Raw genomic sequence first — 12,830 nt, 5'->3', positions numbered from 1 at the left:
CGGAATTCGTGTTAGTAGCGGTAGTGCTCGGGCTTGAACGGGCCTGCAACGGTGACGCCGATATAGTCGGCTTGCGCGGGCGACAGCTCGGTCAATTTCACGCCGATCTTGGCCAAATGCAGACGGGCGACTTTCTCATCCAGATGCTTCGGCAAGATGTAGACGCCGGGGGCGTATTCGCTGCCCTTGGTCCACAGTTCGATCTGCGCCAGAACTTGGTTGGTAAAGCTGGCAGACATCACAAAGCTGGGGTGGCCGGTGGCGTTACCAAGGTTCAACAAGCGCCCCTCGGACAGCAGGATGATGCGGTTGCCCGAGGGCATGGCGATCATATCAACCTGTTCTTTGATGTTCGTCCACTTGTGGTTCTTCAGCGCGGCGACCTGAATTTCATTGTCGAAGTGGCCGATATTGCCGACGATCGCCATGTCCTTCATGCGGCGCATGTGTTCGATGCGGATGATGTCGCGGTTGCCGGTCGTGGTGATGAAGATATCGGCGGTTTCGACCACGTCTTCCAGCGTGGTGACTTGGAAGCCATCCATCGCCGCCTGCAGGGCACAGATCGGGTCGATTTCGGTCACGATCACACGGGCGCCAGCCCCAGCCAGCGAGGCAGCCGATCCCTTGCCCACATCGCCATAGCCGCAGACCACAGCCACTTTGCCCGCCATCATCACGTCGGTCGCGCGGCGAATGCCGTCCACCAGCGATTCCTTGCAGCCGTATTTGTTGTCGAACTTCGACTTTGTCACGCTGTCGTTCACGTTGATCGCGGGGAACGGCAGCAGGCCCTTTTTGTGCAGGTCGTACAGGCGGTGCACGCCCGTCGTGGTTTCTTCCGACACGCCCTTGATGGCGTCGCGCTGTTTGGTGAACCAGCCGGGGGTTTCAGCCAGACGCTTTTTGATCTGGTTGAACAGGCAGACTTCTTCCTCGCTGGTGGGCACCTCGATCAGATCGGTCTCGCCCGCCTCGACCCGCGCGCCCAGCAGGATGTACAGCGTCGCATCACCGCCATCGTCCAGGATCATGTTGCAGGTGCCTTCGGCGAACTGGAAGATCTTGTCGGTGTAGGTCCAGTATTCCTCGAGGCTTTCACCCTTGATCGCGAATACCGGCGTGCCAGTGGCCGCAATGGCGGCGGCCGCGTGATCTTGGGTCGAGAAGATGTTGCAGCTGGCCCAGCGCACATCCGCGCCCAGCGCCTTCAGCGTTTCGATCAGAACCGCGGTTTGGATCGTCATGTGCAGGCTGCCCGCGATGCGCGCACCCGCCAGCGGCTTGGATGCGCCGAATTCGTCGCGCAGGGCCATCAGGCCGGGCATTTCGGTCTCGGCGATGTCCAGCTCCTTGCGGCCGAAATCTGCCAGTGCAATATCTTTGACGACGTAATCCTGCGCCATTGCGGCGGCTCCTTGATCTGATCTGGTGAGTTGGGGCTGGTTTAGCACCGGATATGTAAAGGAACAACCAAAGTGACTGCCGCAAAAGCACAACGCGCCTGGCAACGCATGCTATCGGGGCGGCGGCTGGACCTGCTGGACCCATCGCCGCTGGATATCGAGATCGAGGATATTGCCCACGGCCTGTCGTTCGTAGCGCGCTGGAATGGGCAGACGCGCGGCGATCACGCCTATTCTGTCGCGGAACATTCGCTGCTGGTTGAACAAATCTTCACCCGCGACAACCCCGACCTGCCACAATGGCGATTAGCCGCCTTGCTGCATGACGCCCCTGAATATGTGATTGGCGACATGATATCGCCGGTAAAGGCCGCTGTCGGGGCGGGCTATGCCACGCTGGATGCGCGCCTAACCGCCGCGATCCACACGCGTTTTGGGCTGCCCGCGCAGATACCCGCAGCGATCAAGCGCAAGATCAAGGCTGCCGATAAAATATCGGCATGGCTGGAGGCCGTCGAAATCGCAGGCTTCACCCCGCCCGAGGCCGACAAGCTGATCGGTCGCTGCCCCGCTGGCCTGCGCGCGGGACTGGCAATCACCCTGCGCCCTGCCCCAGCGGTGCGCGCAGATTTTATTGCGCGCTTCCGCCAGCTAACGTCTGGCTAATCTATTTGGGGCTGCGCTTGGCCAAGATGCGTTGCAACGTGCGGCGGTGCATATTCAGGCGGCGCGCTGTTTCGGATACGTTGCGGTCGCACAATTCGTAGACACGCTGGATGTGTTCCCAGCGCACGCGGTCGGCGCTCATGGGGTTTTCGGGCGGCGCGGGGTGGTCAGACCGGCGGGCCAACAGCGCATTCGTCACATCGGTCGCATCGGCGGGCTTCGACAGATAGTCAATTGCACCAATTTTCACCGCAGCAACCGCCGTCGCGATGGCCCCATAACCGGTCAGCACGACAATGCGGCAATCGGGGCGACTCTCGCGCAGGGCCTCGACCACATCCAGCCCGTTGCCGTCTTCCAGCCGTAAATCGACCACGGCATAGGCGGGTGGGTTTTGGGCCACCTCGGCCTTGCCCTCGGCAACGCCTTCGGCCAACTGCACGGCAAAGCCCCGTTTTTCCATGGCTTTACCCAGACGCTTCAGAAACGCGTCATCGTCATCAACCAGAAGCAAACTTCTGTCGGGGCCAAGATCCAAATCCTCGTGATCCATCGGACGATACCTTCTGTCGCGCCATTCTGGGCATGTCACGGGCAATCATGCTCGCTCAATGCGCCAGATACCCTAATGCGCATGTGTTTAAGCGTCAATCGGTCGCATCAAATGCGACATTTTGCGCGGCTGTCGCAGCGGGCGAGCGGGTTTAACCAAATAGAAGCGCGCGATTGAACATTTGCGCGCCACGGCAGACAATGGCGGCGAACTTTCATGACGACGCAAGGACATGCCATGGCTGCCAAACCGATCCTCGCCGATGCGCCCGGCATAGCCGACCTGTTCCCCGATGTTGGCAGCGAAAGCCAGCTTTTCACCACGACACGGGATTCCAATCTGGTGCGGCTGCGCACGCTGGTCTTGGTGCGCTGGATGGCCATCATAGGTCAGGCTGGGGCAGTTTGCGTTGCGGTCGGGCTGTTCCACCTGCGCATTGCAGTGGGGCCGGTGGCCATCGCGATTGGCCTGTCGCTGGCGGTGAACGTGCTGTCGACCGTCTTGTTCCCGCAAAGCACGCGGCTGTCGGCGCGCCAGGCGATGTCGTTCCTGATGCTGGATATCGTGCAGCTGGGCATGCTGCTGTATCTGGTCGGGGGGCTGAACAACCCCTTTGCGCTGCTGATCATGGCGCCGGTCACAATCGGCGCGGCGGTCTTGACGCGCCGCGGCACCTTGCTGCTGGCGGGTCTGGCGATTGTCGTCATCTCGCTGCTGCGGGTGTTTTACGTGCCGATGGTGCTGGCCGATGGCTCGACCCTCGAGATGCCGGACATCTTCCTGTTCGGGTTCTGGCTGGCGCTGATCGTCGGGGTGATTTTCCTGTCGGTCTATGCCCGCCAGATCACGTTGGAACTGCAAAAGATCAACGAAGCGCTGCTGGCGACGCAAATGGCCCTAGCGCGCGAGCAGAAGCTGACCGACCTGGGCGGGGTCGTGGCGGCGGCTGCGCATGAACTGGGCACCCCGCTTGCGACGATCAAACTAGTCGCAGCGGAACTGGTGCGTGATCTGGATGGCCAGCCCGATCTGCGCGACGATGCGGCGCTGCTGCTGGATCAGGCCAACCGCTGCCGCGACATCCTGCATTCGATGGGCCGTGCCGGCAAAGAAGACCGCCTGCTGCTGCGCGCCCCGCTAGAGGCGCTGCTGCACGAAGCCGCCGAGCCACATCTGGCCCGCGGGAAAGAAGTTGTCTTTCTGGTTGCCGACGATGTCGAAGCCAGCGCAGGCCCTCAACCCACCGTCCTGCGCCGCCCCGAAGTCATCCATGGCCTGCGCAACCTGATCCAGAATGCGGTCGATTTTGCACAAACCACCGTGCGGGTTGAATATTACTGGGACCCGACGACCCTGCGCGTGCGGATTTGCGATGACGGCGAGGGCTTCCCCCCGTCGGTGATCGGCCGTATCGGCGACCCCTTTGTCCATCGCCGCCGCCCGACCGAAAACGCCGCGCGCCGCCCCGGTTACGAAGGGATGGGGCTGGGCCTGTTCATCGCCAAAACCCTTCTGGAACGCTCGGGCGGGCGACCCAGCTTCTCGAATGCGGTTCCGGATGTGGATGACCCCGATCACGGTGCGGTTGTGACCGTCAGCTGGCCCCGCGCCCTGCTAGAGGCCCCCCCGCTGGACGCAATCGACGGCTTTGGTGAAAACCGTCCTTTCTGGACTGGCGCCTGAAAACACGGCGCGCCTTGTTTTCAGCCAAAAGCGTTGCCTTGGCGCCACAACACAACCTATGAGTGCATTTTGGTAAAGATTCACCATCACGAATTAACCAATTATTAAGGCATTGAACCCGAGGCTTCCGGCAGTAAAGCGCCGGGGCTGTTGTATGGAATCGCCATTTGGCACAATCGAACTGTCTGGCTTTCTTTCGCTACCCCCGTGGCTGGCGACAACCATTTCGGCGACCATAGCAGCTAGCGCCACGGCAGGAATGCTGTGGGTTTGGGGCCGCAAACGCAGCGCTCAGCGTAAAGCCAATGCGCCGCACAGCATCGCGACCCTGATTTTTGAAGATGGCGTTCTGATCGATTCCAAGGGTGACGTCGACGCTGTAGTCGCAGGGGCGCTGCCCCCCAACAAGGCGCAGGCAGTCGCACATCTGTCGCTGCGCTTCGCCGACCTGCCGCGCAAGCTGGCCGCGCTGGGGCATTACGGCGTGCTGTCATTGGACGCACCGGATGCGCAGCAAAGGCTAACGGTGCTGCGGCGCGGCGGGTTAACCCGCGTCGATCTGGTGGGCCTGCCCGGCGAGGGCGCCCTGCCCACCCGCGACGACGGAATTCTGGGGGCACTGGCCGCCGCTAGCCCGCAGGTCATCTGGGTCGAGGATGATCAGGGCTGCGTCGTTTGGGCAAACCAAAGCTATTTGGATTTGCTGCCGCCGCAGGTCAATCTCGGCTGGCCGCTGCCCAGCCTGTTTCCCGCCAAAGCCAACACGGCCAGCCTCGCGACCCACGAGGGCAAACCCCGCGACTACCATATCTCGCAGATCAGCCGCGGGGCGCAAACCATGTGTTTCGCATTGGACGTGACCGCGCAAACGGCAGCCGAGGCTGCCCGCAAGCAGTTTTTGAACGGCATCGCGCAGATCTATGCCGGGCTGCCGATGGGGATCGCCCTTTTCGACCGCCAGCGCCGCCTGATGCAGTTTAACCCCGCGCTAACCGACCTGACCGACCTATCGACAAGCTTCTTACTGCAACGCCCCAGCCTTGCCGGTTTCTTTGACAGGTTGCGTGCCTCGCACGTGCTGCCCGAGCCGCGCAACTATCTGGATTGGCGCGCAAAACTGACATCCTTGGAAGCCGACGGCGTGCTGCACAGCAGCCTGTCCGAGACATGGCACCTGGGCGACGGCCGCACGTTTCGCGTCACTGCCCAACCCTACCCCGACAATGCCATGGCCGTGCTGTTCGAGGATATATCCCCGGAAATTCGCGTGACCCGCGCATTCCGCGCCGAAATCGACACCCTGCACGGCGTGATCGGCGCGCTGGAGGAAGCCATTGCCGTCTTTGCGCATTCGGGCAATCTGGTCGTTGCAAACGCGGCCTATTACCAGATGTGGTCGCTGCCGCCCGACGGTGTGGCGCCGCTCTCGCTCGAGACGGAGTTCGACAGGTGGCACAAGCAATTCTCGGCCAGCGCGCTTGGCGCGGCCACCGCTGGGCTGCGCCAGCCCGAAAATGACCGCACGCCCCACGTGTGGAGCAGGCTAGATCCTAGCACCGAGCTACGGCTCAGCAGCATCGGCGGGGGGCGGATCATGATCGGCTTCCGCTCGCTCGAGGCACGGCGGTTGTTGGAACCGGAAATGACCGTACGCCACATCGCGTAAGGCTGCTTCGCGCTTGCGGGGCGGCATCGGGCCTGCCACATCTAGGGCCATGGAACAGAACATCGCGCTGCGCACCGAAACCGATACCGCCGCCTTAGCCGCCCATTTTGCCGCGCTTTTGCACGCCGGCGACGTTCTGCTGCTGGAGGGACAGATTGGGGCCGGAAAGTCATTTTTCGCCCGCGCCCTGATCCGCGCGCGTCTGCAAAATCCGCACGAGGATGTGCCCTCGCCCACCTTCACGCTGGTGCAAACCTATGATGCGGATGTGCAAATCTGGCACAGCGACCTCTACCGCCTGACCCACCCAGACGAGGTGATCGAGCTGGGCTTGACGGATGCTTTCGCCGACGCGATCTGCCTGATCGAATGGCCCGACCGTTTGGGCAGCCTGACCCCCGCCCACGCCCTGACGCTGTCTTTTGCTGCGCTGCCCGATGGCACCCACCGCGTGGCAATCAGCGGCGATGCAACATGGGAGGCCCGCCTTGCTGTTTGATGACATGCCCGCACCGCGCCTATTCGGCCTGCCGCCGGGGGTTGATTTCCCCGCTGCCCTGATCGCGGGCCTACGCACCCGCATGGCTTGCCGCCCCCCCGAGGATTGGGCCCGCGTCACGGTTTACGTCAACACATCGCGCATGCAGCGGCGCCTGCGCAGCCTGTTCGACGCGGGCGGCGCGCAAATACTGCCGCGCATCCGGCTGGTGACCGATCTGGCACTGGACCCGGTGGCCGCTGATTTGCCGCTGCCCGTTCCCGCACTGCAGCGCCGGCTGGAACTGACGCGGCTGATCGCGCAGTTGCTGGATGCCGCGCCCGACCTTGCCCCGCGTTCGGCGCTGTACGATCTGGCTGAAAGCCTTGCCGGTCTGATGGACGAAATGCAGGGCGAAGGCGTCAGCCCCGATGTCATCGCCGCGCTGGATGTGACCGACCAATCGGGGCATTGGCAGCGCACGCTGGAATTTCTGAAAATCATCAGCGCCTATTTTGACGCATCGGCCCCGCCCGACCGCGAAGCCCGTCAGCGGATGGTCATCGAACGGCTGGCCGCCCATTGGCAGGACCATCCGCCGCAAGACCCAATCATCATCGCAGGCTCGACTGGGTCGCGCGGGGCGACGCAAATGCTGATGCGCGCCGTTGCCCGCCTGCCGCAGGGTGCCATCGTTCTGCCGGGGTTTGATTTCGACATGCCCCCCGCCGCGTGGGATGCGATCGGCGATGCCATGGCCGCCGAAGACCACCCCCAGTTCCGCTTTCGAAAGATAGCTGACGGACTTGGCATGGCCCCTGCCGACATCCAGCGGTGGGCCAACGACAACCCGCCCGACGCCGCGCGCAACCGTCTGATTTCGCTGTCGCTTCGCCCCGCGCCCGTCACCGACCAGTGGCGGCACGAGGGTAAAGATCTGGGCGATCTGCTGACCGCAACGCAGCATATGACGCTGCTAGAGGCGCCATCCCCGCGACTAGAGGCGGAAACCATCGCCCTGCGCCTGCGCGCCGCGTTGGACGAAGGGCGCACCGCCGCGCTGATTACCCCCGACCGGATGCTGACACGACAAGTCGCCGCCGCGCTGGACCGCTGGTCGGTGCTGCCCGATGACAGCGCGGGGCAGCCGCTGCCCCTATCGCCCCCCGGTCGCCTTCTGCGGCAAGTCGCACGGCTGTTCGGCCAAAAGCTGGATGCCGAAAGCCTGCTGGCGCTGCTAAAGCACCCGCTGGCCCACGCCGATGCCGAACGCGGCCAACACTTGCTGAACAGCCACGCGTTGGAACTGTTCATCCGCGGCGAAGGCATGCCGTTTCCCGATGCCACCGCTCTGTTGGAATGGGCTGGCCATAAAAGCGCCCCCGCCCACCGGCGCGCGTGGGTTGAATGGATCATCAGCTTTACCAGCGGGCTGGCTAGCGTCGGCGCGCAGCCCCTGACGAACCATTTGGATCTGCTGCTGGATCGCGCAGCCAATATCACCCGCGGCCCCGCCCTTTGGGAGGAAGCCGCGGGCCGCAAAGCGCTGGCGGTCATCACCGATTTACAGCTGCACGCGCCCCACGCCGGCACGATACCGCCGCGCGATTTTACCGCCATTCTGGATGGGGTCCTGCGCGGGGCCGAGGTGCGCAACCCCGATGCCGGACACCCACAAATTCTGGTTTGGGGCACACTAGAGGCGCGCGTGCAAGGGGCTGATTTGGTCATTTTGGCGGGGTTGAACGAAGGCGTCTGGCCGGGCACCAGCAGCGCCGACCCGTGGCTGAACCGCGCTCTGCGTGCGCGGGCGGGCCTTTTGCTGCCCGAACGGCGCATCGGGCTGGCGGCACACGACTATCAACAAGCCGCCGCAGCGCCCGAGGTCTGGATTTCACGCGCCGTCCGCTCGGCTGATGCCGAAACGGTCGCCGCGCGCTGGGTCAATCGCCTGACCAATTTGCTGGATGGGCTGCCCGCGCAAAGCGGCCCTGCCGCACTGGCGGATATGCGCGCGCGCGGCGCTGCATGGCTTGCCGCCGCAAACGACCTATCGATACCCAAGGCACCCACCCCCGCCGCACAGCGCCCCTCCCCTCGCCCGCCAATTTCGGCGCGGCCGCAGAAGCTGTCGGTCACCGCAATCGAAACACTGCTGCGCGACCCATACGCGATCTATGCCCGTACCATCTTGCGGTTGAACGCACTGGGGCCGCTGAACCAAAGCGCGGATGCGCGGTTGCGCGGCACTGTCATCCACAGCGTGTTCGAAGGGTTCATCAATACCGGCACCGCGCCCGATGCGCCCGATGCCGCTGCGGTACTGGACACCATCGCAGCGCAAGTCATCGACGACACCTGCCCTTGGCCCATCACCGCGCGGCAATGGCTGGCGCAGATCCGTCGCACCGCCCCCTATTTTCTGACGACCGAGGTCGAGCGCCAAAACATCGGCACCCCGACACTGATGGAAAGCCGCGGCGAGGTTCCCCTTGGCGTGCACGAGTTCACTTTGTCCGGAAAAGCCGACCGGATCGACCTGAACGACGCGGGCGAGGCCCTGATTTACGACTACAAAACCGGCGATCCGCCCTCGGTGAAGGCACAGGAATTCTTCGACAAGCAGTTGCTGATCGAGGCCGCTATGGTCAGCCGCGGCGCATTCGAAAAGATCGGCGCTTGCAATGTCGTAAATGCGACATTCATCGGGCTGGGATCGAACCCGAAACAAGTTCCCGCCCCGCTGGAAAAACTGCCGCCGCCCGTCATCTGGCATCAGTTGCAGCAGTTGATCGATGCCTGGATGCAATATGATCGCGGGTACACCGCCCGCATCGCGCCTTTCGCGGTGAAGCACGCCAGCGATTACGACCACCTGTCCCGCTTTGGCGAATGGGGCGACAGCGACACCCCCCAGCCCGAGGATTTGGCATGACCGATCTTGCAACCCAACGGCAGGTGCAGGCGGCACGCCCGCGCGCCTCGACTTGGCTTTCGGCCAACGCGGGGTCGGGCAAAACGCGCGTTCTGACAGACCGCGTGGCACGGTTGCTGCTGGACGGAGTCGATCCGCAGAATATTCTGTGCCTGACCTACACCAAAGCCGCCGCCGCCGAGATGCAGAACCGCCTGTTCCGCAGCCTCGGGCTGTGGGCGATGATGGATGACGACGCGCTGCAAGCGCAGCTGCTGCGTCTGGGCGCCGACAACGCGGTTGATGCCGACCAATTGGCCACCGCCCGCCGCCTGTTCGCCCAAGCGATGGAGGTTCCGGGCGGGTTGAAAATCCAGACCATCCACGCCTTTTGCGCCTCGGTCTTGCGGCGCTTCCCGCTGGAGGCAGGCATCACCCCCGCCTTCACCGAAATGGAAGACCGCGCCGCCGAGCTGTTGCGCCAAGAGGTGGCCGAGGACATGGCCTTGGGCGCTGATCGCGGCCTGATCGACGACGTGATGCGCCATCTGGGCGGCGGCAGTTTTGACGATTTTCTGGCGACGATCACCGCAAAGCGCGCGCATTTTATGGGGCCAGCTTTCACAGAATCGGCCAGTACCGATGCGCTGTACGACGCGCTGGACCTGCCCACCGGCACAACGCGCGCCGACGCCTATGCCATCGCCGTCACCGCCGCCGACCGCAAACTGGCGCAAGATGTCGCCAGCGTCTTCAAAGGCCTCAGCAAAAACTATGAAAGCTTTGCGGCACAGCTGCAGGGCCTGTCATTCGATGCGCCCACCGCGGATGATCTGGCGACCCTCGCCGATCTGTTCATCACCAAATCAGGCGAATTTGCGGGACAACCCAAAGTCGGCCGCTTTCCCCAATCAAACCACAAAGCCGCCATTGCCGCGATGGCCCCTATCGCAGACGAGGTTTTCGAATGGATGGAGCGAACCGGCGCGGCCCTTGATCGGCTAAAGGCCTTGGACACGCTGGAAAAATCTATCGCGCTGGATCGTTTCGCCCGCGCCTTCGTGCCCGCCTACGAGACGCAGAAGCTGCTGCGTGGGCAGTTGGACTTTGACGATCTGATCGAAAAAACCCGCGCCTTGCTGCAAGATTCGGCTGTGGCGCAGTGGGTGCTGTTCCGGCTGGACGGCGGCATCGACCATATTCTGGTGGACGAGGCACAAGACACATCCCCCCGCCAGTGGCAGGTGATCGCGGCGCTGGCGCAGGAATTTGCCGCAGGCGACGGGCAGCGCACCGACCGGCCGCGCACCATATTCGTGGTCGGCGATATGAAGCAGTCGATCTATTCGTTCCAAGGGGCCGATCCGACCGAATTCCAGCGGATGCGCGACGATTTTGCCGCACGCCTGCGCGATGCGGGCGACGGGCTGAATACGCTGGCGCTAGAGCATTCCTTCCGGTCGTCTTGGGCAATCCTGCGGCTGGTCGACGCGGTATTCACGAACCATCAAGCGGGGTTGGGCGACAAATCCACCCATATCGCATTCAAGGAAAACCTGCCAGGCCGTGTAGACCTGTGGCCGCCCGTGGTCGCATCCGGCGACGCGCCCGATCTGGGCGAGTGGTTCGACCCTGTCGATCTGCAAAGCCCGATGCACCCCAGCCGTATACTGGCCGAACGCGTGGCCGATGCCTGTGCCGATATGGTCGCGCACCACTGGCTGCCCAGCGGCGATGGCACCACGCGTCGCCGTGTCAGCGAAGGCGACATTCTGATTTTGGTGCAGCGCCGATCTGCCATCTTTGGCCATATTATTGCGGCGCTGAAGGCCCGCGGGCTGCGCGTTGCGGGGGCCGACCGCCTGCGCATTGGTGCGGAGCTGGCCGTGCGCGATGTGATGGCACTGCTGAAGTTCCTCAGCCTTGCCGAGGATGATTTGTCGCTGGCCGCCGCACTTAAATCGCCCTTGCTAGGCTTTACCGAACAAGATCTGTTCACGCTGGCCCACGCTCGCCCTAAAGGCGCGCCGCTGTGGCAGGCGCTGCGGGCCGCCGACGCCCCCGAGGTTTTGGCGATCTTGAACGATCTGCGCGACCATGCCGACTTTCTGCGCCCCTACGACCTGATCAACCGCCTGCTGCTGCGCCACAACGGCCGCCTGCGCTTGCTGGCCCGTCTGGGCCAAGAGGCCGAGGACGGGATCGACGCGCTCCTCTCGCAGGCGCTGGCGTACGAGGAAGGCAACATCCCCAGCCTGACGGGTTTTATCGAGTGGATGGAAGCCGACGCGCTAGAGATCAAGCGCCAGCAGGGCAGCGGGGCCAACCAGATCCGCGTGATGACTGTGCATGGCTCGAAGGGGTTGGAATCGCCGATCGTCATCATGCCGGAAACCGAAAAGCGCCGTCCCGCGCGCGACGATGCCTTTGCGATCCACCCCGATGGCACCGCACTTTGGCCCAGCAGCCCCGCGCCTGATGCTGTCGGCGCCCTGCGCGACGCTGCGCGGCAAGCCCGCAACGACGAACGCCTGCGCCTGTTGTATGTCGCCCTGACCCGCGCCGAATGTTGGCTGATCGTGTGCGCGGCGGGCGACACCGGCGCGGCGGATGATAGCTGGTATAGTTTGGTCGAAACCGGCCTGCAGGCCACAGGTGCGCTGCCCGCCCTGATGCCCGGCGGCGAAGGTCTGCGGCTGGCGCATTTGGACTGGATGGACCTGCACCCCGCCCCCGATGTGGCCACCGCCATAACCCTTATGCACCCGATCAGCCCCGACATCGCAGCGGGCCTGGCCCCCGCGATGCCACCCATCAGCAGCGCGCAGGTGCTCAGCCCATCCGACTTGGGCGGTGCCAAGGTGATGGCGGGCGAGGTGGACGCCGATCTGCATGACATCGCCTTGCTGCGCGGCACGATTGTGCACCTGCTATTGGAACATCTGCCGCAAATCGCGCCCGCAATGCGCCATGCACGCGGTGCACAACTGGTGGGTCTGGTCGAGGATTACGCCCTTGCCGGCCCGCCCGAGGCGCTGGTGCGCGATGCCATCGCCATTTTGGATAACCCCGCGAACGCCGCCCTATTCCAACCCGATGGCCTGCCAGAAGTCGCCCTGACCGCCGATATTGCGGGACGCCGCTTTCACGGGATCATCGACAGGTTGATTGTGACGGGTGACACCATCACAGCAATCGATTTCAAAACGAACCGCGTTGCCCCCACGGCCGCCAGCGCCACCCCCGAAGGCGTCTTGCGCCAAATGGGCGCCTATTATGCGATGCTGCGGACGATCTATCCCGAACGCGTGATAAGGGTCATGATCCTCTGGACAGCGACGGGCGAACTGATGGATGTTCCCCCCGATGTGGCCCAAGCCGCCCTTGGCCGCGCCCTTGACGCTGCGGGGGTGGGTCCCTACCTCTAACCCAGAATTCATTCCCCATCCCAAGGAGGGAAAAAC

Annotated in this window: 8 protein-coding genes; 6 read left to right on the top strand and 2 right to left on the bottom strand. The window is 63.6% G+C overall.

Going from position 1 to position 12,830, the window contains the following annotated elements; genetic code table 11:
• Nucleotides 1–11: 11 nt before the first annotated feature.
• Complete coding sequence (ahcY, locus tag BVG79_RS11790) at nt 12–1,406, bottom strand: adenosylhomocysteinase (protein ID WP_085787077.1); 1,395 nt, start codon at nt 1,404–1,406, stop codon at nt 12–14.
• A gap of 108 nt (nt 1,407–1,514) precedes the next feature.
• Between ahcY and BVG79_RS11785 the strand changes: the two genes are divergently transcribed.
• Entirely contained in the window at nt 1,515–2,072 is a 558-nt protein-coding gene (locus BVG79_RS11785; RefSeq protein WP_085787384.1) for a YfbR-like 5'-deoxynucleotidase, read from the top strand.
• A 1-nt stretch (nt 2,073) separates the two neighbouring features.
• Here BVG79_RS11785 and BVG79_RS11780 read toward each other — a convergent pair whose 3' ends face one another.
• Entirely contained in the window at nt 2,074–2,625 is a 552-nt protein-coding gene (locus tag BVG79_RS11780; RefSeq protein WP_085787076.1) for an ActR/PrrA/RegA family redox response regulator transcription factor, read from the bottom strand.
• A gap of 237 nt (nt 2,626–2,862) precedes the next feature.
• Here BVG79_RS11780 and regB point away from each other — a divergent pair, with 237 nt between their 5' ends.
• The 5 genes from regB (at nt 2,863) to addA (ending at nt 12,794) form a co-directional block, all read left to right on the top strand.
• Nucleotides 2,863–4,308, top strand: a complete 1,446-nt coding sequence (gene regB, locus BVG79_RS11775) for a sensor histidine kinase RegB (RefSeq protein ID WP_236951364.1) — start codon at nt 2,863–2,865, stop codon at nt 4,306–4,308.
• Nucleotides 4,309–4,462: 154 nt separating this feature from the next.
• Nucleotides 4,463–5,974: a PAS-domain containing protein gene (locus BVG79_RS11770; protein ID WP_085787075.1), complete on the top strand. Its 1,512-nt coding sequence runs from the start codon at nt 4,463–4,465 to the stop codon at nt 5,972–5,974.
• Nucleotides 5,975–6,023: 49 nt separating this feature from the next.
• Entirely contained in the window at nt 6,024–6,473 is a 450-nt protein-coding gene (gene tsaE, locus BVG79_RS11765) for a tRNA (adenosine(37)-N6)-threonylcarbamoyltransferase complex ATPase subunit type 1 TsaE (protein WP_085787074.1), read from the top strand.
• Nucleotides 6,466–9,387: a double-strand break repair protein AddB gene (gene addB, locus BVG79_RS11760; RefSeq protein ID WP_418268953.1), complete on the top strand. Its 2,922-nt coding sequence runs from the start codon at nt 6,466–6,468 to the stop codon at nt 9,385–9,387. The genes tsaE and addB overlap by 8 nt, the downstream gene beginning before the upstream one ends.
• A complete protein-coding gene (addA, locus tag BVG79_RS11755) occupies nt 9,384–12,794 on the top strand; it encodes a double-strand break repair helicase AddA (protein ID WP_085787072.1) in 3,411 nt (1,136 codons plus the stop codon). The genes addB and addA overlap by 4 nt, the downstream gene beginning before the upstream one ends.
• The last annotated feature ends 36 nt before the right edge of the window (nt 12,795–12,830 follow it).

The sequence above is a fragment of the Ketogulonicigenium robustum genome (assembly GCF_002117445.1).
In the GTDB taxonomy this organism is placed as follows: domain Bacteria; phylum Pseudomonadota; class Alphaproteobacteria; order Rhodobacterales; family Rhodobacteraceae; genus Ketogulonicigenium; species Ketogulonicigenium robustum.
Note: the sequence above shows the minus strand (reverse complement) of the source record. Positions and strands in the feature narration are given on the sequence as shown.

Bases quoted from the DNA above. Each gene is read 5' to 3' on its own strand.
- addA (WP_085787072.1), top strand. From the start codon at position 9,384: ATGACCGATCTTGCAACCCAACGGCAGGTGCAGGCGGCACGCCCGCGC.
- tsaE (WP_085787074.1), top strand. From the start codon at position 6,024: ATGGAACAGAACATCGCGCTGCGCACCGAAACCGATACCGCCGCCTTA.
- ahcY (WP_085787077.1), bottom strand. From the start codon at position 1,406: ATGGCGCAGGATTACGTCGTCAAAGATATTGCACTGGCAGATTTCGGC.
- regB (WP_236951364.1), top strand. From the start codon at position 2,863: ATGGCTGCCAAACCGATCCTCGCCGATGCGCCCGGCATAGCCGACCTG.
- BVG79_RS11780 (WP_085787076.1), bottom strand. From the start codon at position 2,625: ATGGATCACGAGGATTTGGATCTTGGCCCCGACAGAAGTTTGCTTCTG.
- BVG79_RS11770 (WP_085787075.1), top strand. From the start codon at position 4,463: ATGGAATCGCCATTTGGCACAATCGAACTGTCTGGCTTTCTTTCGCTA.
- BVG79_RS11785 (WP_085787384.1), top strand. From the start codon at position 1,515: ATGCTATCGGGGCGGCGGCTGGACCTGCTGGACCCATCGCCGCTGGAT.